The following is a 25433-nucleotide window of genomic DNA, read 5'->3' as shown; positions in this document are numbered from 1 at the left end:
GAGCTCACCCGGAGCAATTACTTGGCTAGCCACATAATCGGTGTTACTTTTATGTGGCTGGCCACAGAAGTGGCCGGTGCGGCGAATCCACCTGAGGAGACAGCAACCATGAAGGCCATCGTTTTCGACGCGTTCGGCGGCACCGAGGTCCTGCACGAGGCGGAGATCGACATCCCTCGACCCGGCCCCGGCCAGGTCCGTGTGCGGGTACGGGCTGTCGGCGTCAACCCGGTGGACGGCAAGATCCGCTCCGGTGTCATGGAGGCGATCTTCCCCACCACGCTGCCCGCCGTGCCCGGCGGGGAGATCGCCGGTGTGGTCGACGCCGTCGGCGAGGACGTCGACCACCTGAAGGTGGGCGACGAGGTCCTGGGCTGGTCCGACACCGGCTCCTACGCCCAGTACGCCCTGGCGTCCGCGGCCGTCCTCGCGCCCAAGCCGGCCGGCCTGGACTGGACACACGCCGCCGCCCTGCCCGTGGCGAGCGACGGTGCCGAACGCGTGCTGGACCTGCTCGGCGTCGCCTCAGGCGAGACGCTGCTGATCCACGGAGCGTCCGGCGCGCTCGGCACCATCGCCGTCCAGCTCGCCGTCGCACGCGGCGCCCGCGTCATCGGCACCGCCGGACCGGCCAACCAGGAGTACGTCACCTCGCTCGGCGCGACCGCGCTGGTCTACGGGGACAACCTGGTCCAGCGGGTCCGAGAGCTCGCCCCCGACGGGGTGGACGCCGTCTTCGACGCCGCGGGCAAGGGCGCACTGGAGAACTCCATCACCCTGCGCGGCGGCACCGACCGGATCGTCACCACCGCCGACTTCCGCGCCCGTGAACTCGGCGTCGTCTTCGCCGAGGGCCCGCAGCGCCGCTCCGCCGCACGGCTGGCCGAACTGGCCCGGCAGGCCGCCGACGGCACACTGGTGACCACGATCAGCGCCACCCACCCGCTGGCGGAAGCCGCCAAGGCGCAGCAGGCCAGCGACGGCGGCCATAACCGCGGCAAGATCGTCCTCACCGTCGACTGACCGACCGGTCCAACCGCGTCACCAGGGAGCAGCGATGTCCGACACCACCTCACCCGACCTGCCGGACGCGGCGCGCGACGGGCGACTGAGCTACGCCATCTTCCAGCTCGCCCGCGCGCACCGCGGCCACGCCGCCGCCATGCTGCGCGCCATGAACCTGCACCCGGGACAGGAGCTGCTGCTGATGCAGCTCTTCGACCGCGACGGCCGGACCCAGGCGGAACTCCTGGAGCGTGTCGGCCTCGACCACTCCACCGTCTCCAAGTCACTGCGCCGCATGCAGGAGGCCGGACTGCTCACCCGGGAACCCGCTCCCCACGACCGGCGGGTCATGGTGGTCCACCTCACCGACGCCGGCCGCGCCCTGCGGGAGCCCATCGCCGACATGTGGCGCGCCCTGGAGCAGATCTCCGTACGCGACCTGACCCCTGACCAGGTCGAGATGTTCACCGCGTGTGCCCGCACCATCGAGAAGTCGGTCAGGGACCACAGCCGGCAGGCACCTGTCGACTGACCGGGCACGGGCAGGCGGCCCACTCGCCGGGCGAACCGCCCCCTGCCCCGCGCGGAGCGAGGGCGCCCCGGGGGCAGCCCTCGCCACCCGGGGCGACAACCCTCCGCGGACGCCTCGACGACGCGTATGAGCAGGGCATCACCGCGGCGGTCGAGGAAAACACGTATACGCACATTGGCGCGCCGTGGGCCCGCAGGCGCCGCACGGGCACAGACCCCGCCGCCCCGGCCGGTGCGCCGGAACCGCCCGCGGAGCATCCGCGCTACGGCCGGCTCCTCTTCTCTTCCATGCTCCGTGACAACAGGGAGATTTCCATGACGGACGCATTCACCCCGATCGATGTGGCCGGCCGGCCGATGGCCAACCGCATCGTGATGGCGCCGATGACCCGCAGCCGGGCCTACGGACCGGGAGCCACCGCGACCGATCTGATGGCGGCCTACTACAGCCAGCGCGCGAGTGCCGGCCTCATCGTCACCGAAGGGATCCAGCCCTCGCCGGTCGGCCGGGGCTACCCCGACACGCCGGGCCTGCATTCGCCGGAGCAGGTGGCCGCCTGGCGCAAGGTCACCGATGCCGTCCACCGCGAGGACGGAGTGATCTTCGCGCAGCTGATGCACACCGGCCGCATCGGCCATCCCAGCCTGCTTCCTCCCGGTCTGAACCCCGTCGCGCCCTCACCCGTCGCCGCGAAGGGCCAGGTGTTCACCCATCAAGGGCCGATGGACTTCGTCACCCCGCAGGAACTGGACGCCGACGCCATCGCCCGCACCGTCGCCGACTTCGCCGACGCGGCACGCAACGCGATCGCCGCCGGCTTCGACGGCGTGGAGATCCACGGTGCCAACGGCTACCTGATCCACCAGTTCCTCGCACCCGACACCAACCGGCGCACCGACGACTGGGGCGGCGGCGTCACCGGCCGGATCCGCTTCGGCCTGGAAGTCGCCACCGCCGTCGCGGAAGCGATCGGCGGCCACCGCACCGGCTTCCGCATCTCGCCCGGAAACCCCTACAACGACATCGCCGAGACGGACGCGGTGGATGTGGAGAACACCTACACCGACCTGGTCACCGAGCTCGGCTCCCTGGACCTCGCCTACCTGCACATGATCGAAGGCACCGACCGGACACTGACCACACGCCTGCGCAAGACCTGGCCCGCCACGTTCGTCCTCAACCCGCTCACCCACCCCGAGCCCACCGGCCCGGACGCACTCACGCTCGTCCAGGACGGCACCGCGGACATGATCGCCTTCGGAGCGCTGTTCCTCGCCAACCCCGACCTGCCCGCCCGTCTGGCCGCCCGGGGTCCGTACAACACACCGGACCCCGCCACCTTCTACGGCGGCGACCACCACGGCTACACCGACTACCCGCGCCTGTAGGGTGCCGGCCCTCAAGCGGGGAAAGCCGGGCGATGTCCTCGTCCCGGCTCCCGCGGCCCTCGGCCCGCACCGATCCTGTGACCTGCAGTTTCAGGCTGGACGACGTCCATCGTCAGTGCGGTGCGTTTCACTGTCCGTGAGGCCTGGACGAGTACCTGTCCGTCCTGCCCGCGAGCCCCCCTCACTCCAGATGGAGAGCCGCCAAGCGGGGCAGTCGGCGGGTCATTTCACCGTGGTCCCCGAAATCGAAGTCCCAGGCGGGGTCCAGCTCCGGGTAGCGGATGGTGAACGCGTCGTCGGGGAGTTGTCCGCCGGTCGCCGGCTTGAGGCCGGCCCCGGTGACCGCGTACCGCGCGAGCGGATGGCCTTCCGGAATCTCGTTCCTGGCCCGCTTGCTGTAGTGCGCGAACGTCAGGATCCGGTAGTAGGTGTCGTCGTCGGTGAGGACGAAGCCGCCCACGTCCAGACGGGGCTTGGTGGCGAAGCGCTGTTCTGCCAGTGGCAGAACAGCGGCCGGACCGGTCCCGACGATCACTACGGTCCAGTCTCATGACGAGGATTACGACGCGTACGGTCGAGTACCCGGCCGACGGTTTGACGATGACCGGGCACCTCGCGCTCCCGGCCGGTGTCGACCGCCGGCCCGCGGTGTTGCTCGGGCCAGAGGGCATGGGGCTCGGCGACGTCGAGCGCCGCCGGGCCGATGCTCTCGCCGAGCTGGGATACGTAGTGCTGGCCTTCGACCTTCACGGCGAGCGCTATCTGGGTGACCCCGAGGAGATGCTGGCCCGTTGCATGCCGCTTCTCGCCGACCCCGACCGGATGCGAGACATCGGTCATGCGGCGCTCGACGTGTTGCGCGCCGAGCCGCGGACCGACCCCGACCGGATCGCCGCCGTCGGCTACGGCACCGGGGGCGCCGTCGGGTTGGCACTCGGGCGCGACGGCGTCGACCTGCGCGCGATCGGGACAGTCAACGCGCTGACCACGGGCCGACCGGGCGAGGCGGCGCGCATTCGCTGCCCGGTGTGGGCCGGGGTCGGGTCGGAAGACCCGATCATGCCGCCCGCGCAACGGAACGCGTTCACGGCTGAGATGCAGGCCGCGGGCGTCGACTGGCGCCTCGTGGTTTACGGCGGAGCCTTGCACGCCTTCCACCACCCGCCGGTCGACCACCCCGTGGTCCCCGGCGTCGGCTACCACCCACGGCACGCGCAGCGAGCCTGGCGCGACGTCGTCGACCTGCTCGCCGAGTGCCTGCCCGTGACGGAGGACGTGGGGACATGGCCCGGGTGAGACGTATTCCCAACTGCCGCAGTAGCTGGCTGTTCTCTTTCCGCTCGGGTGGTCGGTGGGGTTCGAACAGGGGCCTGGCCCGGGTGATTCCGCCGGTGTGGAGGCATGGAGGAAGGGCCCCTTGACAGCTCGCGGATGTCGAGCCCAGCCCGTTGTCGAAGTGTCGCGTGGTCACGGTTGGACATGCGCGATGACGAATGGGGTCTGGTGCAGGATCTGCTGTCGGTTCCGGGAGGGCCGGCCGGCCGGGGCAGGCGGCCGGAGGTCTTCGACCAGCGCGACGAGGACGGGCGTCGCTCCCTCCCCACCCCTGCGGCCGGCCTGGACGATGCCTTGCGCGAGGCGGCGGCGGTGTGCCCGGCCCGTCGAGGGCCACTGCGGTGACCGGGACTCACTCAGCCGGGCTCACGCCTGATGGCTCCGCTTTCCCCATACGTACGGGGAAAGCGGAGCCATCAGGCGTTCGGAGGCCGGACGGTCAGGCCGACGCCAGACCCGCGCTGTAGCTGGAGAACTGTAGGTAGTACTGCGTTCCATCCAGGACGTTGGTGGCCGCCTCGATCCAGGTACGCGAGTAGGCGGTCTTGGAGCTGTTGCAGCCGGTCTTACGGAAGCAGACCCGTACGTCGGGAAGTTGGCCTTGACGTTGATGTCGGCGCAGTACGAACTGGTCGTGGCCCACCCCGTACGCGGCCACCTGTGCTTTTCGCCGACCTCGACCGTCTCGTAGCCGACCGAGTGGTCGTAACAGGCCTGGGCTCGGGCCGGCGCGGCCGCGGCCGGTACCGTGACCGCGGCCGTCACGCCTCCGGCAGCCAGAGCAGCGGCCATCACGGAACGCATCACACGCGAACGCAGTTTCATTGTTTTCCTTTCTCGTTGTCGACCGGGGGCCGAACCCGGTGGGATGCGCTACGGGTTCGGCACTCCAGAGATTGCCGGTCAGATTGGGCGCGGGCCACAGCATCCGTTCGCTTGGGAGACCGTGGGACGTCCCACCCTCTGACCTGCCGGGATGCCCGGTGCGATGCGGCAGGCGGGGGACGGCGCGCTGCGTGGGCCCTGGCCGGATGAGACCGATCCGGCGGGCCGGCCCGAACCCGGGAGTCGAGTGAGGTGTACCGATGGGGAACGACTGCATAGCGGGGCAGCTGTCGGTCCTCGGCGTCCGGCCGCGCAGAGTCGTCATCGACAGCACCGCGGACACCGACGTCTACCGCTTCACCGCGATGATTGGCGCCCCGGACCGAGCCGGCCTGCGGCTGTGCTTCACCGCGGCTGGTGAGACCGATCCGGAGTGCTTCCACGCATGACGGTCCGGCACAGGACGAGGGACCACATCCCCTCGAAAAGACCGCCTGCCCTCGGCCCCGTCCCGGCGTCTCGCAGCGCCCGCCCACCTCCTCGACCAGCATGGCCTCAAGTCCGCCGGAGGCGGCGCCGGACGGCCAGTGGGTCCGAAAGATGGCCCGGCCTCAAAGCCGGAACCCAAGCCGAGCTGACGGCTCGCGCTGCACGAAGCCCCGGGACTCAGGGCGGCGGCATGAGTCCCGGGGCTTCGCTGTGCACGTGGACATCCAGCTCACGAGCGGTGTCCCGTGCCGTCACTCGTGCTCCTCGATGGTGGTACTGGCTTGAGACGTCATCTCATTTGGTTGACCGCAGCCCGAATACGGTGGCTCTGGACCAGGCATGGACGCATGATCACGTCATGACGTCTTCTGCTTCCTTCCGGAACCCGACCAACTGGTCCGACGGCTTCTATGAGCTGGCGATCGAGATCGGGGCGACCGATGATGCCCGGTTGCAGGACGTACTGACAGCCCTGTGGGTTGCGGCAGGTGTCCAAGGGTGCTGCGGCAGGAGCGACCTCGAGCCTGAGGAGCAGGATCCGGTGCCGTGCACAGTTGGCTCTCTGACCGAGTACGGCCACCTTCGCGGTCAGGTGCGTCTGCCGACGAACCAGCTGGTCGTGTGTGGTTGTGTGGCCATCCGTGGCGGCGATGACAGCAGCGACTGGCTGGACTTCTATGTTCCGGTCGGCGCGCTGGGCAACGCCGGCCTCGCCTACTGGGACGGTCGGCCTTTCTTCAGATCCGACGTGATGGACGACTGGCTGGCTGCCATCGGCAGGGAGACGTTCACCAGAGCCGCCTTCAGCTTGGGGGTCGTCGGGTTCGAGGTCTCCGGCTGTGCTGACGCCGGAACATTGGCAGGGCAGATGCCGCAGGAACGGGGCGTTGGATACTTGCTGCCGATAGGCGGCGCCCTCCACTACGGAGCCGCCAACGCCTGAGCGCTCGCGCGGCTTCTCCCAGAGTTGAGCCCGCGGAAGCAGATGATGGTGCAGGCGATGCTCGCGAAGGCGAGAAAGTGATCGGCCTTGCGTTCGTCACGGCGGTGGAGTCGGCGGCAGCCGGCAAGCCAGCCATTGTCCGTTCGATCGTCCAGCGGTGTCGACCGAGTCGCTGTGAGGTCTCGATGCCCTTACGTGCGATGCGGTGCTGAATAGCGCGCTGTGCCAACCAGTGCCGCAGGTGACGGTAGTCGTAGCCCTTGTCCGCGTGGAGCTTGCCGGGCCTTCGTCGGCGCGGTCCTCGGCGGGACCGGACTGGAGGGATGCCCTTCACGAGCAGGATCAGGGCCTGACTGTCGTGGACATGGGCATCGGAGATGCCCACGGACAGGGGCAGACCGGTCCGCTCGGTGATCAGATGGATCTTCGAGCCGTACTTGAACTTCCAGCGGGAGCGCGGTCCGCATGTGGTTCGCGACCTGCCGGCCGACGATGATGCGTCAGCGTGAGAGTGGCAGTTCAGCCAGCATGACCGCGTACACCGGGGAGTCCGGGAAAGGCTGACGCTCCCCGACCTTGCGGAAGCCCCAGGCCTCGAAGTGCTACCTGAGGGTTGTCCCGTAGCCTCACGAGGCTCGGGGGGCATGCTGCGTCAGGGTCGGTGCCGATGGCACCAGCTGAGCCAAGGGAACGCCCGAGCTCTCCGGTGAGAATGCGCGGGTGTCGCCACCTTTATCTGATCCCGATCCGTTCGCCGGGCTTCGGATATGTCAGAGGCGTCTCGTGGTGAATAGGGTGGTCCCGTGCACCGCGTCCACTTCCTTCCGATCGGTCTCTGTGAATCCGACCTTGGCCAGCACTCGGCGCGAAGCGGTGTTCCAGTCCCAGACCGTGGCCCACAGACGTTCGCACCCGGATGATCGCGCCCATGCCAAGACCGCCAACGATGCCTCGGTCGCGTATCCCTGACTCCAAACTCGGCGTAGCAGCTCGAATGCGAGTTCAGGTTCCCCTACGGGTCCTCGTCCGCTGTCGACGAGGCCGCAGTAGCCGATGACGTCACGAGATGCCTTCCGTTCGACCGCCAGCAACCCGGTCGACCAAACCTTGTTGGTGCGGATCGAATCCTCGAGCTCCGCGACCGTGGGGTGTCCGTCCGTGTCGATCCGGCGGTGCGGCGGCACTCTCGGATCACGTTCGGTCCACAGTTCACGCTGGACGACAGCCTCGGCTACCCGCCAAGGTCGCAGCAGCAGGCGACTCGTCTCGAGTGAAACCCCGCTGTCCGGCGCGCCAACTGTCATGACCGCAACCTTCTCATGGGTGAACGTTCTGTCGTACCACGGGGCGCGGTCGGGTCCTGCCGATAGTGGACGCTCGATATGCGGGGCAACCGAGATCTCTCTCTGCGTCGTCTTGGACCTGTGCGCGTTCGGCTATACCCGGCGGGACACGTTGACCTGTGCACCGAAGTCGGCTTTGCGGACACGGCCGTGCCGTCAGGGCTGCCGCAACCGTCGCAGATCAGGTGATGTTTGCTGCCCGTCTTGCGCCGGCCGATCGGCGACGGACCGGTGTCGGCACCCCCTTTCCGCGCGGATGTGGGAGCCGTCACACACGCGCGAGACCATTCGAGTTCGCCGGGCGCGTCCAGTTCGGCCAGCAGGATGCGGTGCAAACTGGTCGAAGGCGCCTGCCTTCTGCCAGCGGTCCAGGCATCTCCAGCAGGTCCGCCCGGAGCCGAACCGCAGCTCAGGGGGTAACAGTTGCCAGGCTATGCCGTTGTGGAGGACGTAGAGGATGCCTGCAGGCAGAGCCGGTCCGGCCAAGCGGCAGCAGCGGTTCGATCAGTGCCCACAAGTCGTCGTCCACGATCCACGGCCGGGTACTCACAGCATCACGAACGGCCGAATCGTCAGATCGGTCACCGCCTACCAGGCCACTTCGACAAGCCTGACCGTGACGGCATCCGGGGTCACAGTCGGCTACACCTACGACCCCTTCGGCCGCCAGGAATCGGTGACGTCACAGGGGGAGGTCGTCTCCCGGAGCGCGTACGACGGCGTCGACCACGTCGTGGAGTCCCAGAAGAGGGGCGACACCGGCGCGATGAAGTCCACCACGTACACCTTCGACCCGCTGGACCGCACCGCGTCGAAGACGGCGGACAGCACGAGCGACCTCACCTACCTCGGCCTGTCGGGTGAGGTACTGAAGGAGGAGGTCGCCGGCGAGCTGACGAAGTCGTACTAGTACAGCCCGTGGGGCGAACGCGCCTGTCCCAGATCAAGCACACACCTACGGCACCTCGCCTGTGGCGACCGGAGAGCCCGCCGCAGGCCGCGATGATCACGCTGGAAGCTCTGCCGCAGTAAATCCGGCATTTACTGCGGCAGGCGCAGGCGGGCCGCGTCCCATCCGATGGGGCGTCACATCACGTGACGCCACACTGCACTCTCTGCGTGGTTCCTCCTCGACCGCACATAGCTGCTGTTCAGGCACTACTGCGTCCACTCGTACGCGTGATCAGAGACGAATTCGGCAAAGGCGCGCGGCGGACGGCCGGTCAGTTCGAGCACCGCGGTGCTGACCTGGTCTTCACGTCCCTCCTTGATGCCGCGCTCGACGGCGGCAAGCGCGGCAGAGAACTCGGTTGGCATTCCGGAGGCACGGTAGGCAGCAGCCTGTTCCTCCTGCGTAATACGCTCCACCCGAACCTGTCTGCCGGTCCGCGCGGTGATGATCTGCGCGGCCTGTGGGTAGCTCATCCCGTGTGGTCCGGTGATCAGGTAGTCGCTTCGAGCGTCCACCCCCAGGTCAGCCAACAGCGCGGCAGCACTGGCCGCGATGTCCCGCGCATCGACCCACCCCAGCTTGCCGTCACCGGCTGCGGTGCGGATCTCACCGAGTCGATGGATGCGCTCGGCCAGGGGGTGCGGGCGCAGGAAGTTCTGCATGAAGCCAGACGCGCGGAGTACGACACCTCCGGGCTGAGCCTGAACCTGAGCGGCCACCTCCACAGCGCTGGGCGCATTCGGCAGCACAATGGCGGAGCCGAGCATCACGAGTCGCCGGACACCGGCTCGCTGCGCTTGGCGCAGGAAGGGCTCGACCAGCGGCAGCGGGTCCACACTCTCCACCGGCGGAAGCAGGAAGACCCGGTCCATCCCGTCGAGCGCAGGTCCATATGTGGTCGGGTCATTCCAGTCGAAGCGGATCGCATCAGGATCGGCTGCGGTCGGGTTCCGGCTGGCTCCCCGAGCTGGCACACCAGCGTTGCGGAGCTCTTGCACCAGCGTCTTGCCGGTCTTGCCGGTGCCTCCGGTCACCAGCACTCCGGACATCAGACGTCCTTCCTTTCCAGCGAGTCGATCAGCCCGGCGAGACCCCCGGCAGCGGCGGCCGCCGACAGCGGGCTCCAGTAATCCCGGAACAGAGCGATCAGCCCGTCGCGGACCGCGAGAACCACGATGTAGTCCAGGCGGTAGGGCTGGGAGGTGGCCACGGTGCGGCCGGTGGCCGTCCACTCCACGACGACGGTGTCCGTTTGATCCGTGGGTCGCACGGTAAGTGCGGTCACCTCCTTCATGTCCATCAGCTCCGGATAGTGGGCGAGGTAGGCACGTACCTCCTCACGTCCGCGGAGAACGCGAGGGGAGCTCCCGGCTGCGAAAGGGAATTCCGCAATTCCGTCAGGCGCCCACAGATCTGCCACGGCATTCATGTCTTTGACCAGCATCAGATCGATCATGCGGCGAAAAGTTTCCTCGGGGGTCCTGGACACCATTTCTCCTCGTAGTCAACAAACCGACCATGCCACCATGCACAGCAGATGTGTGGGCGCGGAACGGACAGCTAAGCCCCGGACCGGCAGTGCGAGGCTTAGCTGTCCCTCCTGTGCCAGGATGAAAGAGTGAGCAGCCAGGAACTCGCAGCCTTCCTCCGCCGGCGCCGCGAGGAACTGCGACCAGAAGATGTGCCGGCCGAAGCGACGCTTCCACCAGGCCGGCGCGCCCGTCGCACACCTGGACTGCGCCGCGAAGAGGTAGCCGCCCTGGCACAGGTGTCGGTGAGCTACTACGAACGACTGGAACAGGCACGGGCACCCCGGCCCTCACCGCAGGTGTTGGTTGCGCTGGCGACGGCTCTCCAGCTCACCGAAGCAGAGCGTGACCATCTGGCCCGCCTGGCCGGACAAGTGCTGCCAGCGGAGAACGGCGGCGCGCCAGAGCACGTACCCGAGGATGCCCAGCAGCTACTCGGCAGACTTGACGGCATCCCTGCCTACATCGTCAACGACCGGCAAGACATCGTCGCCTGGAACGCAGCAGCCGCAGCTCTGATTACAGACTTCTCCCGTCTCACACCTGACGAGCGCAACGTCACGCGCATGTCGACGAGATTCCGTGCCACCCTCTGCACCGGCGCGCCCGGTTCGGAGTCCGATTTCTCTCAGCAGGCAGCCGCTCAATTGCGCGCAGCCAGCGTTCGGCACCCCACGGATAACGTGCTCGCAGAGCTAATCAACGAGTTCGCAGCCCACGATCCAGATTTTGCGAGCAGCTGGCGTAATCACGCTGTGCGCCCCATGCCCAGCGTGCGAAAAAACCTGCATCACCGCACACTGGGCGAGCTGGAAATCGACCGGCACACCCTCAGCCTGCCCGGCTCAGGCTTCTCCTTGGTGATGTACACGGCAGAAGCCGGCAGCCCCAGCGCCGCTGCGCTGAAGAGCCTTTGACCGCCGCCACTACGGAAGCCATCGCGTCCGCCGAGGTTGGGCCGCGCAGGTGGAACCGTAGCCTCGGGACGGAGAGCTGCCCACTCTGGAGCTTCACGCGCATGTTTCGAGTAAGCCCAGGGCAGCTGTGAGCCGGTGCCGCCCCACGCTGGCGCGGCCCGATCGACGTGCTGTACCTGCGCAGGTTCATGTTTCCACCACGGTGGAACGTACGGCCTTGCCGTCTGCGGCCCGAGAGCCGGGAACGGTCACCGCGGTGAGGTCGAGGCGGGTGTCCGTGTCGAGGTTCACCACGCCGTAGGGCCGGACGTGGGACCAGAACAGCGGGATCAGGCCGCGCTGGTCGGCGGGCGTGAGGAGGTCGGCCCATTCGGGTTCACCGAGGATGTCCTGGAGCATCAGAGTGTTCACGAAGACCAGGGCCGATTGCAGGATGCGCAGGCACAGGACGAACATCTCCTGCTCGTCGCGCCGGTTCGACGCGATCTCCCCGCCCTTGCCGTAGGCGATCACGGAGTTCGCGGCGCAGGATCGCCTCGGTGGACCCGGTCCGCGTCCGGATCGCGGTGGCGTACTTGATCATCTGGTCGTACTGCTGGGCGATGAGTTCCCAGCGGACCGGCCGGGTCAGCGCCGGGGTGAGCTGCGGGTAGGCGTCCGGTTCGCCGGCCACGGGCCGGTACAGCTTCACCTTGTTGATCCGCTTGATACGCGGCAGCAGATCGAAGTTCAGCAACCCCGTGATGCCGAACCCGATCTCCGACTGGCCTTGGCTGTCTGCGTAGTTGACCTCGACGTCCATGGTGGTGCAGTGCCGCATCGCGCCCTCGATCATCGCGGCAACCTCGGAGACGGTGCAGTTGATCAGCTGGAAGTGGATCGCCAGGGACTTCTTCTCCACGTGCCAGTAGATGAGCACCCCGCGCCCGCCGTAGCGCGAGTGCCACTCGGTGAACAGGTTCTGGTCGTAGGCGCGCACGTGCGTGGAGTCGGAGGCGACCGCGGTCGAGCCCTGGCCCCACAGCCCAGCGCTGCGGGCGGCGAAGGTGGCGTTCGCGATCTGGACGGCGATGGCGCGGGCCGACTCCGCCGACAGATACCGGCGCCGCACGTACCGCAGCTCGTCCTCGGTGTGCCCGTGGCCGCCGGACGCCACGGCCTTGATCCCGGTGTTCGCACCACCCGGCGCCGGCCCCGCTTGTCGGTCCGGTGGACGACCTCCGCCCAGTCCCCTTCCATCGCCTTGTGCACCGGCACCGTCTCACCCAGCGGGTAGTACGTCCCCGACTGACGGCGTACCCCAGGAACTTGCCCGCCTTCCGGGCGGCGCGGCCGACGTCGTCACGGTCCCGCTTGTCGATGTTGTGGCCGCGCCGTTCGGCGGCAGTACGCATCTCCTGTCACTGACGTTCTGGTGGCAACCCGTCGGTTGCCACCAGAACGTTTCAGGAGGCGAGACGGTCCAGTTCCTCACCGATTGCCTCGCGCATCGCGTCGTGCTGTCGGCCAAGCGCGTATTGGCCGTCGCTCCACCGGTCACGCGGATAGAGCCACACCGGCCGACCCACAAAATCGGTCGGCTCCCAGTCGAACCGCGGCCACACGTGCGCATACAGGAACGGGTCGGTGTTCCCGAGGATTTCCAGATTGACCCGCCGAAAAGCCGGGTCCAACCGCCTGCAAGCGCGCTCGACGACCTCGCCCAGCTTGTCCATATCGGAGAGAAACGCCAGCCGCCTGCTCTTCGGAAGTTCCGACAGCCGCTGCACCGGAGGATCATCCACCAGAAGCACCGAGTAACCCGGCAGGAACTGGACGTCCCCGATCACCGCGAATCCCGCCGCCAGCTTGCGGAGCACCGCAGGGTTCTCACCCCGAAGCGCGCTACCGATCCGGTCCTGGCGCCAGTCATCAGTCATGATCGGCGACCCTACACAACCGTCGAGTGGCGCCACATGAGTTGCACACGATACGGCTGCCCACACCTGCGCTGAGCTGCATGAAGTTGCCCCCACACGCCTCGCGCCACACAGCCACCCCCAAAGAAGTCGGCGGATCGCGAAGACCCTCCACATTCTGCGCCTGGCCGACGAGCCCGGCTACCGGCGCCAGATCAAGATGCAGGCCAACCTCCAGGACGGCCGCCACGCGCTCGCCCGGAAGATCTTCGGCCGGGCCGGGCAGCTCTACCAGCGCTACCAGGACGGCACGGAGGACCTGTTGCGACCGCGCGCTGGTCGCCTTCTCCATCTCGGCCGGCCCCCGGGCCTCGGAGCCTCGGCGTCAGCCGGGACCGGGTCAGCCCCGGTAACCAGACGATCGGCGTCATCCGCAAGGGCTCCCAGGCCCTGCAATGGATCGCCGCCTCCAGCGACGCGTTCGTCTGGTTGCGGCTCTACCCAGCAGCAGGTGCGCCCGCAGGCCCTCGACGGGCCGGATGAGCCGCTGTGGTGGACCCTCCGGCGTCCCGGCGGATCAAGCTGTTCGTGCCTCCCGGGGCTTGACAGCCCATTGAGATTCAACGAGTCCCGCAGATGGAAGCCACGACTTGCTTCCCGGCAATCCCTTAAAAGCGTTCACATACGCCAAATGGTGACACTTATTTTGCCAGAAAGCTGCCAGCCGGTGGAGAAGGTTTGACTGCTACCCGTCGCCATCTGCGAATGCCAGGGGCCGATCTTGGACTCGGCATTGGCAAACTTCCTGTCGTTCAGGGTGTCATAAAGGGTTCCTTGAACCAGGTTCTCACCGTCGTCGTTCCAGCAGACGCTGTATGTGATCTTTGCGCCAACGACCTCCTTCGTGGTGGCTCTCCCGCACTGGCCTGCGGCGGCGGCCGGCGTGGCGGTCAGCGCGGTCAGACCGCTCACAGCCAGGACGATGCTTCCCGTCACAGCAGCAAGGGGCCTTACGGCAGTCATATGTACTCCCCGTGGCAGCTTGGACGTTTGTGCGTGCTTCGCGGCACGTGCACCCCAGCATGGAGGGCCCCCGCTGCCCTGCGTACCTATAGCGTTCGAGGGTCTGAGCCGTCGCGCTCACGCTGGGCCTTCTTGAGGCGTCGCCAGCAGATGAGGCTGCAGGCCAGGGAGACGAAGGCGTCGTGGAGTTCGGTGCGGCGTCCCCAGCGGACAGCGAGGCGCCTGAAGTGGTGGAGCAGGGCGAAGGTCTGCTCCACCACGTACCGGAGTTTACGAGTGGTCTCGCGTCACGCGGAGGTGGCGGCCTGGTTGTGCGTGACCCGTCGGGTGCGGCGCCCCTCGTGCCCGGCGTCAGGCGCGCCGGGCGGCCCAGACGGTGCGTTCGGTGCGTACCGTCAGGTCGTCGCGGTGCAGGATGCTGTGCGGACTGCTGGTGTCGAGGAGTTGGTCGAACGCGGCGAGGTCTTCGGTGGTGAGCCTGTCGGCGACGACGCTGCGGATGCGCTGCAGGACGCCGATGGCGTAACGGCCGATTGCCTCGCTGCGTTCGCCTTCGAGGTTGACGGTGATGGTGCGTTCGCCTTCCACGGTGAAGCCGGCTGCGGTCAGCATCGGGCCCCAGTCGGCGCCGCGGTGGGGCATGTGTTCGGCCTGGAGGCGGTCGGCCGCGGCGTGGACGCGCTCTTCGAGGCCGGGCCGGTTGGCAGGGGCGTTCTCGGGTAGGAAACGGGGATGGCCGGCCAGTTCCACGACGGCGAACAGGCCGCCGGGCGCGAGCGTGTCATGGACGGTGCGCAGCACATGGTCCGGGTGGGCCATGTGGTGCATCGAGGCCGACGCCCACACCAGGTCCGGTGAGCCGAGGTCCGGCCAGGCGACGTCGTCGAGGTCGGCCTGCACCGTGCGCACGCGGTCCTCGACGCCGCGGGCGCACGCCTGGGCGCGCAGGCGTTGCAGGTGGTCGGCGGAGGCGTCGACGGCGGTGATGTGTGCGTCGGGGAAGCGGTCGAGGAGGGCGAAGGTGCCCGCGCCGGTGCCGCAGCCCAGGTCCACGAGGTGGTGCGGGCGGGCCGTCAGCGGCAGCCATGCGGTGATGGAGGCGGTGTGCTCGGCGAGGACCTCGGCGTCCAGGTCGAGGATCTCGGCCTGGACGCCGGTGCCGATCCGGTGGTCGTGGTGCCGGCTGTGAGGGGCATGGGTGTGTGCGTGGCTCATGCTCTTCACCCTAGAACGGCTATGCGTTAACGGCACGGAAAATCCCTGTCAGCGCAAGGCGATGGCCGGGGGTGATGCCCGACGCGCAAGAGCCCGATTCGGCGCCGGGCCGCGGAGTCGGCCGCTAGGCGGTAGGGCTCTCAGGACTGTCGGCGTCATCGCGCTGGTGCCCGCGGCGGGCATCGCGGTCGAAGATGCCCAGGATCTCGCAGGGCCCGCCTTCGGCGCCGATCGCGTGCGGCATCATCGTGGGGAACTCGGCCGCCTGGTTGGTCTCCAGGCGCAGACGGTGGTGGCCGAGCATCAGGACGGCGGTCCCGGACAGGACGACGAGCCATTCACGTCCCGGGTGGGCGCGCATGCGCGCCGGATTCACGGGGGGAGGCTCGGTCAGTCGCTGGCGCACCACGCTCATTCCAGGGTCGGCCTTGATGCTCCAGCGCATCCGGCTGTGAGTGGCATCGACCGTCGGGCTGGAGACGACGTCGTCGGTGGCGGTCTCCACCAGCTGATCGAGGGTGGTGTCCAAAGCGCGGGCGAGGGTGACGAGCTGGTCCAGAGCGAGGCGGCGCTGGCCGTTCTCGATGCGGCTCAGCGAGGACTGGCTGAGGTTGGCCCGCTTCGCCAGCTCTTCCAGGGACCAGCCCTGCGCCACCCGCAGAGCGCGCAGGCGTTTGCGCACGAGGCTGTCCAGATCTCCATCTTCTTGCGTCATAGGCAACATCGTATGCCTTAAGTGCATGCCCGGCTTAGCGTCGTGTGCAGATGGCCCGCACCGTGTGGGGCCACGCGCAGGAAAGGCCGGAGGGCATGGCTGTGACGACTTCTCCCTACGCGAGCGACCAGGTCGGTGCCGCCGCAGCGGCCGGAGCCCTGGCCGGCGCTCACATCAACAGCGTGCTGGCCACTGCGGACACCGACGCGGCCCTCTACGCGGCCCAGGACGACACGCCCGCTTCCTGACGCTGCGGCACGGCACCCGCCGTCGTCCGGTCATCTGCCGATCCGCGCGGCGCCCGCCCCCCTTCTTTCCGCTCGGCGACCAGCCCGCTACGAACCATCCCGGCATGCCCTTTTGAGAGGAAATCCATGAGTACGAACCCACCCGCACAGGCCGCGGAGGACGGTGACGGGGGTATCCCCGACCCGCTTCAGCTGCGCAAGGTCCTGACCGCTGTCTCCATCGCGCTGATGGCGGTCATCGCCTCGGTGACCGGGCTGAATGTCGCGCAGACCCATATGGCCGTGGAATACGGTGCGTCCCAGAGCACGGTTTTGTGGATCATCAACATCTACACCCTGTTCCTGGCCGCCCTGCTGCTGACGCTCGGCGCCCTGGGCGACCGCCTGGGCCGCAAGCCCACGCTCATCGCCGGACTGGGCCTCTTCGGCATCGCCACCGTCACCGCGGGCCTGGCCCCGACCGCGGAAGTCATGCTCGCCGCCCGCGCGGCCAGCGGTATCGGCGCCGCAATGATCATGCCGATCACGCTGGCCGTCATCACCTCCACCTTCCCCGCCGAACAGCGCGGCAAGGCGATCGGCGTGTGGACCGGCATCGCCGGAGGCGGCGGCATCCTGGGCATGTTCCTCTCCGCGCTGCTGGTCGATGTCGCCGACTGGCGCTGGCTGTTCGCCCTCCCCGCCGTCCTCACCGTCGCAGCTCTGGCAATGGCGCTGAAGGCGGTTCCCAACTCCCGCGAGACCTCGTCCCACCGGTTCGACACCGTCGGCGCCCTGCTGTCCGTGATCGCCGCGACCGGCCTCATCTTCGTTCTGCAGGAAGGCCCCGAACACGGCTGGAGCGCCCCCGCGACGCTGATGAGCCTCACCGTCGGCCTCGCCACCGGCGCGGGCTTCATCATCTGGGAGCTGCACCGCCGCGACGCCGGCCTGCTGGATGTGCGGCTGTTCCGCGAGCGCACCCTGGCCGGCGGGTCGATCACCCTGCTGGTGGTCTTCGGCGTCCAGGCGGGTATCGGAGTCGTCCTCTTCCCGTTCTTCCAGGCCGTACTCGGCTGGTCCGGCCTGCTGTCCACGGTCGCGATGATGCCCATGGCCCTGGCCATGATGGTGGCCTCCGGTCTGGCCCCCCAGCTCGCCGCACGCACCGGCGCCCGCTCGACCATGGCGGCGGGCATCGCGCTGGCCGGCGTCGGCATGGCGCTCATGGCCCTGTTCGTCTCCGTCGAGGGCGGCTACCTCTCCGTCCTGCCCGGCCTGGTCGCCATGGGCGTCGGCATGGGCCTGTCGATGACCCCCTCCACAGAAGCCATCACCGCCTCCCTGCCGCCCGAGAAGCAGGGCGTCGCCTCCGCCCTCAACGACGTCACCCGCGAGTTCGGCACCGCACTCGGCGTCGCGCTGCTCGGCGCGCTCGTCTCCGCCGGCTACCGAAGCTCCATCGGCGACAAGCTGAACGACATCCCCCACAGCGCCGCGGACACCGCCCGCGAAGGCGTCGCCAACGCCGTCGAGGTCGCGGACAGTACCGGATCGCACGCACAGGACCTGCTCCACACGGCCCAGCAGTCCTTCGTCGACGGCTGGCAGCAGGCCATGTGGGCAGGCGCCGCCATCATGGCCGCCCTCTTCGTCTACATCGCCTTCCGCGGCCCCACCACCCCCTCCGTGGACACCGACGAGAAAACCCCGGCCGAGGCCATACCCGCTCCCTGACCGCACACGTGGGAGGGGACGCCTTCGAGACGGACTGCCCCCGGCTACTCCTCCTCGTCGGCGTCCTCGGCCGCATCCGGATCGGAGAAGGGCCGCAGCCCACGGCCGGGACCGCTGGCCGTGATGCTGAACAGGCAGCGGCCCAAGAAGTTGATGTGCCGGTCCTTGAGCGGGGAGAGGCGGGCGACGTCCTCGTCCTTGATTTCGTGACCTTCGGCCCGCGGCTGCGCCACAGCGGCGTCAACGTGCGGGTGTTCCACAGGACCACGGCGTTGAGTACCAGTTCGAGCCTGGCCGGCTGGTCCTCCTGACCCTCGCGGTACGCCTGCCGGATCTGGCCCCGGCCGCCGTGGCAGATCGCGCGAGCCAGGCGGTGACGGGCCTCCTGCACGGTGAGCTGCCGCTGGTCGATGACCGGGGTCAGTCCGATGTTGCAGCTCGTCGCTCTCGGGGAGAGAACCATCCGCGGCGACCAGGCACCGCCGTACGGCGGGAGCGCCGTGGCGTCCCGTGCGGAACGCCACGGCCTGGGGGGTTGCGGCGGTAGTGGCCGATCTGCCCCCTCGGCTCCGCCCTTCTCGTGGGCGCCATCGGTGCCGGGCCGGCAGCAGAACGGCTCGATGCCTCAGTGCGAGCGGAATGTCCTCCGGCGTCAGGTGCGTCCGGCAGCGACGTGCGGAGGTGAGGTCAGTTCGATCAGGAAGTCCTGGTCCGCGGCGCCGGAGCAGCGGCCCTGAACGACTTCCGACCCGTCCTCGGTGTCTTGGTCACGCAGGCTCAGACAGCGGCCGGTGGCGACCGGGCGGATGCGGAAGTGAGCTGTAGCTGGCGGGCCGAAGGGTTCGATGCGGAACTGTTGGGCCCGGTTGTCGTCGGCACAGTCGTCCCGGGGCTCAAGAAGGTCGCGCCCCGGCCCCTTCATGAGAACCGTGAGGCAGCCGATGCCGTACTTCGGGTGATGCCACTGGATCTGCACGGTGTCCTTGCCCAGCGGTTCGAGGAACACCAGAGGCAGGACGGCCTTCGTACAGAGTCGTTGAGCGGTGACGGCGGTTCGGTATCGGCCTGTGCGATCCCTGCCTTCGGTGAGACACAGCTCTGGTGCGCGAGCGGGGTGGATACGTGCCCAGCTGCCCACGGCCAGCATGCGCAGTCCGGTCACCGGTAGCGAGGGCTGGGTGGCCGGCGCCGGTGTGCCGTTGAAGAAGCTGTCGACGCCAAGTGTGCCCGCGACCGCGATGCTCGCGGCACCGAGAAGGGCGGCCGCCCGGCGCCACCGCGAGGCGTGCGCGGGGACGGACACACCATTGGTCGATACGTCGCGATCGTCGCCCCCCTCGTCGCCGGTTGGTGCGGGCTCTTCGGTGGCGATGCGGCGGCGTACCTCGAGCCACTGACGTACGTCTTCTTCACTCAGGCCGCACGCGCGGGTGAAGGCGCCGACAAACCGCTCTCGGGGCAGAGTGGTACGGCCGAGAGTGGTTGCGACTGTGCTGGCCGGGAGTGGGTCGGTGTGGGCGGCGGCCTTGTCCTCAAGCTGGCGGTAGGTCAGTCCGGTCCAGAGGCGCAGCGTGCGCAGTGCCGCAGCGAACTCGGCAGGGGTGCTGGCGTGCGCTGGTTGTGGTGGTTCCTCCGCCGGCCCGGTGGAACCGGCCCTTCTCTGGCTCATTGCCTCAGCATGCGCCCGCGTGCGGTGATCGGTTGCTATCGAAACCGGCCTTGTTCGAGTGCGTTCGGAATGCAGTGAGCCTTGTTCCGAACAGACGTGAACGGTGGCTTGCCTTGTCAGTTCAGTGGCCGCGCGGACATGCTCATCGCCGATCGAATCGTCGTGCGGCAGTCGTCGCCGACTCGTCAGCCTCGTCTTCGACGCAACAGAGCAATCTCCACGTCGTGTGGCGCCTTCTGTCGCGCTGGACATCGGCTTTCTTCCGAGGAGGGGAACATTGGGCAAGGCCAAGGTTGGCAGGACTCCCAGTCGCATCCTGACCGCTGTCGCCCTTACCGCCGGTCTCGCCTTCACCGGCCTGACAAGCACGGCTTCCGCCACATCAGCCGCGACGGCCGCAGGCTGCCGCAACATCTACACGTCCGTCACTGGCGCCTACTTCCAAGGCACAGTGTGCTACGACCCGGACATGTGGTGGATGTCCCCGGAGTACGACGAGTTGCCCACCTATCTGGAGGACACCGCCAAGGACGGCCGACGGGCCGAGTTGTGGGTCGGCTACACGTCAAGCGGCTCCGACCGCGAACTCGTTCTCGAGGCCACATGCGGCGTGGGATGCGCGCCCGACGCGGGCGGGCTGTGGGCATGGGCCACCTACCCCTACACCGGTGATCAGGCCAGGTTCAGAGTGTGCACCAGTGACGCCGGGGCCTCGCGGAGATGCGGCAGCTGGAACTGACGAACCACCCCGAAGGACCTGAATTGGTCAGACCGGGTTCGACGGTTGGAGGCCTCTCCGGGCTCGCGGCGAGGTCTCCAACCACCGGCCCGCCGCATCAGCCCCGCCCGCCCTCTCGGGCCGGCCGACGAACCTGTGGAGATCCCATGAGAATGCCCGTTGCCCTGTCCGTTCTCGCGTCCGGTGTGCTCCTTGCGTCCGGACTCGCAACCACCATGGCGGGTTCGGCTCAGGCCGCACCCGCCGCCCCGCCGGCGGAAGCAGCAGACACTGCCTCCGGTGCGGTCACGCCCATGGCGTGGTACTCGACCGTCTCTCGGGGCGGCAAGATTCGTGCCTGCTACAAGGAAGCGTGTGAGTGGTACTACAACACGGCCCCTGGAGACAGTCTGCTGTGGAGTCACTACGCCTACAACGAGTTCGGGAACAGGTGGTACTACGTCGACAACGGCTTCACCAGAGGGTGGATCTACTGCGGGAACGTTACGGCGGGGTGCTGAGTCAAGGACGGCGATCCGCTTGTCGAACCGGCTCGGGTGTGGTGGGTCGATGGGCGGAGGGCGCGACATGATCGGGCTTGCGCGCTCATCCGGACCTCCCGGCGGGTCGCCACCTCACGGCACGCGCGCCGGGTGGCCGTTGATGCGGCGACGAAGCCGGGGTGGTTGAGGATCGCCGCCGCGATGGCCTCACATCGGGGCAGGGCCCTGGACTTCGGGCGGCCGCCGGAACACGACCTGCGCGAGATCAAGGACGCGATCTTGTAGTGCCCTCGCTCTTGCCTGTGCGGCTTCGGCACCGCCGCCCCCCGTACGACCGCTGTAGGCCGCCATCAGCCGGCTGCGGGGCAAGCTCGGCGCCCCGCACCTGATCCTCGCCGACACCGGGCAGGGTTACCGGCTGTGCGGATGAGCGTGGCCACCTCGCTCGGCGATTCGTCCTCCACCACGGCCGCCAGCGCTCGGGCAGCGACGGAAGGCTCGCATCGCCGGGGGCAGCTCGGTCGTGTGCAGGGTGCGCACGTCGGCTCCGACGCCGAGCGTCCCGCCGGATCGTGGGCGGTGATCGAGCCAATCTCCGGCTGCGATCTAGGGGATCTCGGCGTGGATGATCTCCCGGAGGCGGGCTCGGAGTTGAGTGGGCATGTCTATCGCTTGAGGGTCGAGGAGCCACTGCACCTGTAGGCCATCGATCATGGCAAGCAGCGACGCCGGCAGGTACTCGGCGTCTACATGGGAACGCAGCAGGCCCCGTCGAGACAGGTTCTCCAGTGCCGTTCGAGTCTCGCGCCGTACGCGGTCGTAGCGGGCGACGAAATACGGGCGGGCGGGATGGTCGGGTGCAGTGGCCTCGCTGGAGAGGACTGCGAACAGGCTCACGATGGTCGGATTCTCCTGATTGTGCGCCAACAGGCGGATCAGGCTGGCGAAGTACTCCAGACCGTCTTCGGCAGCCTGGGCGGCGGCTCCGGAGTTGAAGAAGTGCGCGTCGTCCTGGAGTTCACGCTGGGCCAGGACGGCTTCGAGCAACGCTTCCTTGGTGGGGAAGTGATGCAGTAGTCCTGCACGGGAGACGCCGCATGCGGCGGCCAGCTGGACCATGCTCGCGTTGCGGTACCCGCCCTGCCCGAAGGCGGTGAAGGCCGCCTCGATGATCTGCGCTCGGCGCCGCTCCCCTTTGGGGTAGTTGCGCGCGCCGTTCGGCGCGGGGACTGTCGGATCGCTCATGATTCGATGCTATCCACTCTGGATACCGACAGTTCTGTCGGTATTGTGTGGCGACGCTCTCCCCTGCCCCTGCACCGGGCCTGGCGTGTTCCGCTCGCCATGACCTCAGCAGCGCAGGGAATGGATCGCGTACAGGGCACCGATGCCTGTGGCCAGGGTGGCGAGCAGGAGCCGTAGCGCGGTCTCGGGCACATGCGGCTGGACACGGGCTCCTATGTAGCCGCCGGCCAGGCCGCCGAGCCCGCAGGACAAGCCCAGGGGCCAGTCCGGGGCGACGTCACCGGCGGCCGCGAGGGAGAGCAGCGCGTAGGTGATCGCACCGACCACAGATGTCATGAAGGTGGAGGCCAGGGCGGCGGGCGCCACGGTTGCCACGGGTGCTCCGCGACCGACGAGGATCGGGCCGAGCAGGGAGCCGCCCCCGATCCCGTAGATGCCTCCGGCAACGCCGACGGCCAGGGCCAGCAACGTGGTCGGGCGGGGCTTCGGCTCACGGGTGACGCGTGCCGGTGCGGGGCGCACGGTCCGCAGCCACAGCCACAGTCCGAGTGGAAGCAGCAGCGCGGCGATGAGAAGGCGATAGACCCGAGGGCCCGGAACGGCGAAGACGCGGATCACCGCGCCGATGACAACGCCGGGCACGGCGCCCGCGACGAGCAGCCGGGCCAAGGGGCCGTCCAGACTCCCGGCTCGCCAATACCGCAGCAGCGCACCTGGGCCCGCCACGACGTTGTACAGCAGGTTCGTCGGTGTGACCGCCGGGCTTGGCACGCCCAGGATGCTGACCTGCACGGGAAGCAGGAAGACCGCTCCGGAGACACCCACTGGAGAGGTGGCCACCGATATGACGAGCCCGGCGAGAAACCCGAGTACTCCTGTCGACCAGGTCAACACAACTCCCTTGCGAGATGGCACGAACATGCCCCGGCGAGGTTCCGGACCGGGCGCCTCCCGCTCTGGTGAACGGAGGCCCCGGCCGATCCAACTGCTCCCCGAAAGCGATGTGCAACCACTGTCCAATTCCGTGGACGGGGCCAGCGAGGGCTCGACCGGCGAGTGGGCGTTTCAGCAGCGTGCACCACACTCCGATGGCGCCGGGGTGCTGTCGCGGAAGGCATGCGCGACGCCACTCTAGAAAACCGACAGGGGTGTCGGTATTGTGCTGGTCGAGGACAGCCCTGACGCGCATTCACCACTCCTCCGGAGAGGACTCCTTCGGCATGCCTGCACCTCAGATGGCCCTGCAGCTCTACTCCGTCCGGCACCTTCTGGAAGCGAACGAAAAACGCACACTGGCCCAGATCGCCGCCCTCGGCCTGCACACGGTGGAGGTCTACGACTTCGTCAGCCGCGCCGACACTCTCCCGGCTGACCTGCGGGAGGCGGGCCTCACGGCCCGTACCGGGCACGCGGGATTCCTCTCGCCGGACGCCTCCTCGGCGAGCGGGCAGGTCGCGCGTCTGGAAGAGACGCTCCAAGCCGCCCTCGCCCTGGGGCTGGAGACCGTCTTCGACCCGTTCGTGGCCCCGGACCGCTGGGTCCACGAGAGCGATGTCGCCGCGACCGCCGACCGTCTGAACCAGGCAGCCGAAGCCGCCGCCGCCCACGGTCTCGCCGTCGGCTATCACAACCACTCCCAGGAGTTCGTCCACGAGATCAAGGGCGTCAGCGCCTTCGAACACTTCGCCGGACTCCTCGACCCTCGGGTCAAACTGGAGATCGACCTGTACTGGGCCGCGGCCGGCGGCAACGACCCGGTGTCCCTGGTGGAGCGGCTGGGCAGCCGTGTAGAGGCTCTGCACGTCAAGGACGGCGCGGTCATCGACGATCCGTTCTTCTCCGGCGTCCCGTTCGATCCCGCCGACACCGGCCAGGTCGCTCCCGGGCAGGGCCAGATACCCCTGGACGCCGCACTGAGCGCCGCGCGCCACGCCCGCTGGGCGGTCATCGAGTTCGACCACTACGACGGCGACGTCCTCGACGGCATCGAAGCCGCCGTCCGCTACCTCCACACAAAGGGCATCCGCTGATGAGCAACCACGGCCCGGTCGGAGTCGGCCTCATCGGCGCCGGCAACATCAGCGACCAGTACCTTCGGAGCCTCACGTCCTTCCCCGACCTTCGGGTTCACATCGTCGGCGACCTGGACACCGGGCGCGCCCGGGCCCAGGCGGACAAGCACGGCGTCCCGCGTTCGGGCACCGCGGCCGACGTCCTCGCCCACGACGAAGTCGGCATCGTCGTCAACCTCACCGTTCCGGCCGCCCACGCCGACGTCTCCTCCCGCGCATTGGCGGCGGGCAAGCACGTGTGGTCCGAAAAGCCCCTCGCCATCGACCGGGACAGCGCCCGCTCGGTCCTGGACCAGGCCGCAGCCGCCGGGCTGCGCGTGGGCGTAGCCCCCGACACGGTCCTCGGGCCTGCCGTGCAGACCGCGCGGCGCGCGCTGGCTCGCGGCGACATCGGGCGGCCACTGTCCGCGCAGACCGTGATGCAGTACGCCGGACCCGATGCCTGGCACCCCAGCCCCGAGTTCCTCTTCGCCAAGGGCGCCGGCCCGCTGTTCGACATGGGCCCCTACTACATCACCACGCTCCTCAACCTCTTCGGTCCCGCCGAGCGCGTCGCCGCTCTGGGGTCCACCGGCCGCACGGTGCGCACCATACGCACCGGCGACCGGGCGGGAACGAGGTTCGACGTCACGGTGCCCACCCATGTCTCCGCGCTCATCCAGTTCGCCGCCGGAGGCATCAGCCAGAGCGTCTTCAGTTTCGACTCGCCCCTCACACGCGTCGGTGTCGTCGAGATCACCGGCACCGAGGGCACCATGGTCCTGCCCGACCCCAACCACTTCAGCGGCGACGTCAAGATCACCCGGGGCTCGCTCGCCGGCGACGGCGGGGATCCCGTATGGCATACGGTCCCCTCGGCGGACGTCGCGGCGGGCCGCGGCCTGGGCGTACTCGACATGGCCCGCGCCCTGCGCGCTGGACGGGCCCACATCGCCACCGGTGACCTGGCGTACCACGCCCTGGACATCCTCACGTCCATCGACGAGTCGGTCACCACCGGTGAGTACGTCCGCCTCAGCAGCGGCCTGGACGACATCCCCTACGTCGACGAAAGCATCAGTGCCTTCGAGGCGACGCTGTGACAGCCACCGTCCGGGCCGGCTCCATCGGCGGCGGCTTCTGACACGCATCGGTGTGTTCGGATGCCATCTGC

At 68.5% G+C, this 25433-nt stretch carries 30 protein-coding genes and 4 pseudogenes; 15 read left to right on the top strand and 19 right to left on the bottom strand.

The genetic code is table 11. From position 1 onward, the window contains the following. The first annotated feature begins 108 nt into the window (after window positions 1-108). From IF28_RS0132560 to IF28_RS0132550, 3 genes are all read left to right on the top strand, one after another. A complete protein-coding gene (locus IF28_RS0132560; protein WP_030228058.1) occupies window positions 109-1023 on the top strand; it encodes an NADP-dependent oxidoreductase in 915 nt (304 codons plus the stop codon). A gap of 34 nt (window positions 1024-1057) precedes the next feature. Then, window positions 1058-1537: a MarR family winged helix-turn-helix transcriptional regulator gene (locus IF28_RS0132555; RefSeq protein ID WP_030228055.1), complete on the top strand. Its 480-nt coding sequence runs from the start codon at window positions 1058-1060 to the stop codon at window positions 1535-1537. A gap of 314 nt (window positions 1538-1851) precedes the next feature. Continuing rightward, window positions 1852-2925 carry an alkene reductase gene (locus IF28_RS0132550; RefSeq protein WP_030228052.1) on the top strand — a complete coding sequence of 358 codons (1074 nt, stop codon included), beginning with the start codon at window positions 1852-1854 and terminating at the stop codon, window positions 2923-2925. A 181-nt stretch (window positions 2926-3106) separates the two neighbouring features. Here IF28_RS0132550 and IF28_RS0132545 read toward each other — a convergent pair whose 3' ends face one another. Further along, window positions 3107-3460 carry a hypothetical protein gene (locus tag IF28_RS0132545; RefSeq protein WP_030228051.1) on the bottom strand — a complete coding sequence of 118 codons (354 nt, stop codon included), beginning with the start codon at window positions 3458-3460 and terminating at the stop codon, window positions 3107-3109. 14 nt (window positions 3461-3474) lie between these two features. On the opposite strand from IF28_RS0132545, the gene IF28_RS0132540 reads away from it, so the two are divergent. After that, window positions 3475-4221: a dienelactone hydrolase family protein gene (locus IF28_RS0132540; RefSeq protein WP_030228049.1), complete on the top strand. Its 747-nt coding sequence runs from the start codon at window positions 3475-3477 to the stop codon at window positions 4219-4221. A 183-nt stretch (window positions 4222-4404) separates the two neighbouring features. Beyond that, complete coding sequence (locus tag IF28_RS38965) at window positions 4405-4605, top strand: ferredoxin (protein WP_234325396.1); 201 nt, start codon at window positions 4405-4407, stop codon at window positions 4603-4605. 94 nt (window positions 4606-4699) lie between these two features. Here the strand turns inward: IF28_RS38965 and IF28_RS0132535 are convergent, their stop codons facing one another. Beyond that, window positions 4700-4918 carry a hypothetical protein gene (locus IF28_RS0132535; protein ID WP_030228045.1) on the bottom strand — a complete coding sequence of 73 codons (219 nt, stop codon included), beginning with the start codon at window positions 4916-4918 and terminating at the stop codon, window positions 4700-4702. Between the two features lie 427 nt (window positions 4919-5345). Between IF28_RS0132535 and IF28_RS0132530 the strand changes: the two genes are divergently transcribed. After that, entirely contained in the window at window positions 5346-5534 is a 189-nt protein-coding gene (locus IF28_RS0132530) for a hypothetical protein (RefSeq protein WP_030228042.1), read from the top strand. Between the two features lie 398 nt (window positions 5535-5932). Then, the gene (locus IF28_RS0132525; RefSeq protein WP_234325395.1) at window positions 5933-6517 is read left to right on the top strand and encodes a hypothetical protein; all 585 of its coding nucleotides are present in this window, start codon (window positions 5933-5935) and stop codon (window positions 6515-6517) included. Here the strand turns inward: IF28_RS0132525 and IF28_RS38335 are convergent. The 4 genes and pseudogenes from IF28_RS38335 to IF28_RS40420 all read right to left on the bottom strand — a co-directional run. Continuing rightward, window positions 6496-6956: pseudogene (locus IF28_RS38335) on the bottom strand (IS5 family transposase); the annotation flags it as partial. The gene IF28_RS0132525 and the pseudogene IF28_RS38335 sit on opposite strands and share 22 nt — an antisense overlap. 61 nt (window positions 6957-7017) lie before the next feature. After that, a pseudogene (locus IF28_RS40060) lies at window positions 7018-7116 on the bottom strand (GNAT family N-acetyltransferase); the annotation flags it as partial. A gap of 171 nt (window positions 7117-7287) precedes the next feature. After that, window positions 7288-7821 carry a GNAT family N-acetyltransferase gene (locus IF28_RS38330; protein WP_078621585.1) on the bottom strand — a complete coding sequence of 178 codons (534 nt, stop codon included), beginning with the start codon at window positions 7819-7821 and terminating at the stop codon, window positions 7288-7290. Window positions 7822-8016: 195 nt separating this feature from the next. Further along, window positions 8017-8346 (bottom strand): transposase, encoded by a 330-nt coding sequence (locus IF28_RS40420; RefSeq protein WP_106982190.1) that lies wholly within the window; start codon window positions 8344-8346, stop codon window positions 8017-8019. 130 nt (window positions 8347-8476) lie between these two features. On the opposite strand from IF28_RS40420, the gene IF28_RS0132515 reads away from it, so the two are divergent. Further along, the gene (locus IF28_RS0132515; protein WP_030228037.1) at window positions 8477-8770 is read left to right on the top strand and encodes a hypothetical protein; all 294 of its coding nucleotides are present in this window, start codon (window positions 8477-8479) and stop codon (window positions 8768-8770) included. Between the two features lie 248 nt (window positions 8771-9018). On the opposite strand, the gene IF28_RS0132510 is transcribed toward IF28_RS0132515, so the two are convergent. Both IF28_RS0132510 and IF28_RS0132505 read right to left on the bottom strand, forming a co-directional pair. Then, the gene (locus tag IF28_RS0132510; protein ID WP_030228034.1) at window positions 9019-9861 is read right to left on the bottom strand and encodes an NAD(P)H-binding protein; all 843 of its coding nucleotides are present in this window, start codon (window positions 9859-9861) and stop codon (window positions 9019-9021) included. Next, window positions 9861-10268: a nuclear transport factor 2 family protein gene (locus tag IF28_RS0132505; protein WP_234325394.1), complete on the bottom strand. Its 408-nt coding sequence runs from the start codon at window positions 10266-10268 to the stop codon at window positions 9861-9863. The genes IF28_RS0132510 and IF28_RS0132505 overlap by 1 nt, the downstream gene beginning before the upstream one ends. Window positions 10269-10430: 162 nt before the next feature. On the opposite strand from IF28_RS0132505, the gene IF28_RS0132500 reads away from it, so the two are divergent. Then, window positions 10431-11258, top strand: a complete 828-nt coding sequence (locus tag IF28_RS0132500; RefSeq protein ID WP_030228029.1) for a helix-turn-helix transcriptional regulator — start codon at window positions 10431-10433, stop codon at window positions 11256-11258. A gap of 186 nt (window positions 11259-11444) precedes the next feature. Here IF28_RS0132500 and IF28_RS39575 read toward each other — a convergent pair whose 3' ends face one another. The 3 genes from IF28_RS39575 to IF28_RS0132490 form a co-directional block, all read right to left on the bottom strand. After that, window positions 11445-11744, bottom strand: a complete 300-nt coding sequence (locus IF28_RS39575) for a transposase (RefSeq protein WP_234325399.1) — start codon at window positions 11742-11744, stop codon at window positions 11445-11447. Further along, a complete protein-coding gene (locus IF28_RS36660; protein ID WP_037894474.1) occupies window positions 11635-12414 on the bottom strand; it encodes a Tn3 family transposase in 780 nt (259 codons plus the stop codon). The genes IF28_RS39575 and IF28_RS36660 overlap by 110 nt, the downstream gene beginning before the upstream one ends. A gap of 289 nt (window positions 12415-12703) precedes the next feature. Next, a complete protein-coding gene (locus tag IF28_RS0132490; protein WP_030228026.1) occupies window positions 12704-13177 on the bottom strand; it encodes a hypothetical protein in 474 nt (157 codons plus the stop codon). Window positions 13178-13310: 133 nt separating this feature from the next. On the opposite strand from IF28_RS0132490, the pseudogene IF28_RS40415 reads away from it, so the two are divergent. Next, a pseudogene (locus IF28_RS40415) lies at window positions 13311-13475 on the top strand (Tn3 family transposase); the annotation flags it as partial. A 359-nt stretch (window positions 13476-13834) separates the two neighbouring features. Here IF28_RS40415 and IF28_RS39315 read toward each other — a convergent pair. From IF28_RS39315 to IF28_RS0132470, 4 genes are all read right to left on the bottom strand, one after another. Beyond that, window positions 13835-14128 carry a hypothetical protein gene (locus tag IF28_RS39315; RefSeq protein WP_158713735.1) on the bottom strand — a complete coding sequence of 98 codons (294 nt, stop codon included), beginning with the start codon at window positions 14126-14128 and terminating at the stop codon, window positions 13835-13837. A 137-nt stretch (window positions 14129-14265) separates the two neighbouring features. After that, window positions 14266-14439: a transposase gene (locus tag IF28_RS39570; RefSeq protein WP_051713957.1), complete on the bottom strand. Its 174-nt coding sequence runs from the start codon at window positions 14437-14439 to the stop codon at window positions 14266-14268. 91 nt (window positions 14440-14530) lie between these two features. Next, complete coding sequence (locus tag IF28_RS0132475) at window positions 14531-15394, bottom strand: class I SAM-dependent methyltransferase (RefSeq protein ID WP_030228018.1); 864 nt, start codon at window positions 15392-15394, stop codon at window positions 14531-14533. Between the two features lie 124 nt (window positions 15395-15518). After that, complete coding sequence (locus IF28_RS0132470) at window positions 15519-16109, bottom strand: helix-turn-helix domain-containing protein (protein ID WP_234325393.1); 591 nt, start codon at window positions 16107-16109, stop codon at window positions 15519-15521. Window positions 16110-16204: 95 nt separating this feature from the next. On the opposite strand from IF28_RS0132470, the gene IF28_RS38945 reads away from it, so the two are divergent. Together IF28_RS38945 and IF28_RS0132460 are read left to right on the top strand one after the other, a co-directional pair. Then, window positions 16205-16357, top strand: coding sequence for a hypothetical protein (locus tag IF28_RS38945; protein WP_267883077.1), 153 nt, complete (start codon window positions 16205-16207; stop codon window positions 16355-16357). 126 nt (window positions 16358-16483) lie between these two features. Beyond that, window positions 16484-18073 carry an MFS transporter gene (locus IF28_RS0132460; protein WP_030228014.1) on the top strand — a complete coding sequence of 530 codons (1590 nt, stop codon included), beginning with the start codon at window positions 16484-16486 and terminating at the stop codon, window positions 18071-18073. Window positions 18074-18117: 44 nt separating this feature from the next. Here IF28_RS0132460 and IF28_RS40050 read toward each other — a convergent pair. Further along, window positions 18118-18473, bottom strand: a pseudogene (locus IF28_RS40050) (Tn3 family transposase); the annotation flags it as partial. 252 nt (window positions 18474-18725) lie between these two features. Then, a complete protein-coding gene (locus IF28_RS0132450) occupies window positions 18726-19742 on the bottom strand; it encodes an XRE family transcriptional regulator (RefSeq protein WP_030228012.1) in 1017 nt (338 codons plus the stop codon). A gap of 469 nt (window positions 19743-20211) precedes the next feature. Between IF28_RS0132450 and IF28_RS39310 the strand changes: the two genes are divergently transcribed. Then, window positions 20212-20481 (top strand): hypothetical protein, encoded by a 270-nt coding sequence (locus tag IF28_RS39310; RefSeq protein WP_158713734.1) that lies wholly within the window; start codon window positions 20212-20214, stop codon window positions 20479-20481. A gap of 1088 nt (window positions 20482-21569) precedes the next feature. Here IF28_RS39310 and IF28_RS0132430 read toward each other — a convergent pair. Beyond that, window positions 21570-22208 (bottom strand): TetR/AcrR family transcriptional regulator, encoded by a 639-nt coding sequence (locus IF28_RS0132430; RefSeq protein WP_030228001.1) that lies wholly within the window; start codon window positions 22206-22208, stop codon window positions 21570-21572. Between the two features lie 105 nt (window positions 22209-22313). Next, window positions 22314-23099 (bottom strand): sulfite exporter TauE/SafE family protein, encoded by a 786-nt coding sequence (locus tag IF28_RS0132425; RefSeq protein ID WP_030227998.1) that lies wholly within the window; start codon window positions 23097-23099, stop codon window positions 22314-22316. Between the two features lie 329 nt (window positions 23100-23428). Between IF28_RS0132425 and IF28_RS0132420 the strand changes: the two genes are divergently transcribed. After that, window positions 23429-24238, top strand: coding sequence for a sugar phosphate isomerase/epimerase family protein (locus IF28_RS0132420; protein ID WP_030227996.1), 810 nt, complete (start codon window positions 23429-23431; stop codon window positions 24236-24238). Beyond that, window positions 24238-25362 carry a Gfo/Idh/MocA family protein gene (locus IF28_RS0132415; RefSeq protein WP_030227992.1) on the top strand — a complete coding sequence of 375 codons (1125 nt, stop codon included), beginning with the start codon at window positions 24238-24240 and terminating at the stop codon, window positions 25360-25362. The genes IF28_RS0132420 and IF28_RS0132415 overlap by 1 nt, the downstream gene beginning before the upstream one ends. The last annotated feature ends 71 nt before the right edge of the window (window positions 25363-25433 follow it).

This window comes from Streptomyces sp. NRRL WC-3626 (assembly GCF_000718785.1).
GTDB lineage: Bacteria > Actinomycetota > Actinomycetes > Streptomycetales > Streptomycetaceae > Streptomyces > Streptomyces edwardsiae.
Note: the sequence above shows the minus strand (reverse complement) of the source record. Positions and strands in the feature narration are given on the sequence as shown.

Bases quoted from the DNA above. Each gene is read 5' to 3' on its own strand.
- IF28_RS0132560 (WP_030228058.1), top strand. From the start codon at position 109: ATGAAGGCCATCGTTTTCGACGCGTTCGGCGGCACCGAGGTCCTGCAC.
- IF28_RS0132555 (WP_030228055.1), top strand. From the start codon at position 1,058: ATGTCCGACACCACCTCACCCGACCTGCCGGACGCGGCGCGCGACGGG.
- IF28_RS0132550 (WP_030228052.1), top strand. From the start codon at position 1,852: ATGACGGACGCATTCACCCCGATCGATGTGGCCGGCCGGCCGATGGCC.
- IF28_RS0132540 (WP_030228049.1), top strand. From the start codon at position 3,475: ATGACGAGGATTACGACGCGTACGGTCGAGTACCCGGCCGACGGTTTG.
- IF28_RS38965 (WP_234325396.1), top strand. From the start codon at position 4,405: ATGCGCGATGACGAATGGGGTCTGGTGCAGGATCTGCTGTCGGTTCCG.
- IF28_RS0132530 (WP_030228042.1), top strand. From the start codon at position 5,346: ATGGGGAACGACTGCATAGCGGGGCAGCTGTCGGTCCTCGGCGTCCGG.
- IF28_RS0132525 (WP_234325395.1), top strand. From the start codon at position 5,933: ATGACGTCTTCTGCTTCCTTCCGGAACCCGACCAACTGGTCCGACGGC.
- IF28_RS38330 (WP_078621585.1), bottom strand. From the start codon at position 7,821: ATGACAGTTGGCGCGCCGGACAGCGGGGTTTCACTCGAGACGAGTCGC.
- IF28_RS0132510 (WP_030228034.1), bottom strand. From the start codon at position 9,861: ATGTCCGGAGTGCTGGTGACCGGAGGCACCGGCAAGACCGGCAAGACG.
- IF28_RS0132505 (WP_234325394.1), bottom strand. From the start codon at position 10,268: ATGATCGATCTGATGCTGGTCAAAGACATGAATGCCGTGGCAGATCTG.
- IF28_RS0132490 (WP_030228026.1), bottom strand. From the start codon at position 13,177: ATGACTGATGACTGGCGCCAGGACCGGATCGGTAGCGCGCTTCGGGGT.
- IF28_RS0132475 (WP_030228018.1), bottom strand. From the start codon at position 15,394: ATGAGCCACGCACACACCCATGCCCCTCACAGCCGGCACCACGACCAC.
- IF28_RS0132470 (WP_234325393.1), bottom strand. From the start codon at position 16,109: ATGACGCAAGAAGATGGAGATCTGGACAGCCTCGTGCGCAAACGCCTG.
- IF28_RS38945 (WP_267883077.1), top strand. From the start codon at position 16,205: ATGGCTGTGACGACTTCTCCCTACGCGAGCGACCAGGTCGGTGCCGCC.
- IF28_RS0132460 (WP_030228014.1), top strand. From the start codon at position 16,484: ATGAGTACGAACCCACCCGCACAGGCCGCGGAGGACGGTGACGGGGGT.
- IF28_RS0132450 (WP_030228012.1), bottom strand. From the start codon at position 19,742: ATGAGCCAGAGAAGGGCCGGTTCCACCGGGCCGGCGGAGGAACCACCA.
- IF28_RS39310 (WP_158713734.1), top strand. From the start codon at position 20,212: ATGTGGTGGATGTCCCCGGAGTACGACGAGTTGCCCACCTATCTGGAG.
- IF28_RS0132430 (WP_030228001.1), bottom strand. From the start codon at position 22,208: ATGAGCGATCCGACAGTCCCCGCGCCGAACGGCGCGCGCAACTACCCC.
- IF28_RS0132420 (WP_030227996.1), top strand. From the start codon at position 23,429: ATGCCTGCACCTCAGATGGCCCTGCAGCTCTACTCCGTCCGGCACCTT.
- IF28_RS0132415 (WP_030227992.1), top strand. From the start codon at position 24,238: ATGAGCAACCACGGCCCGGTCGGAGTCGGCCTCATCGGCGCCGGCAAC.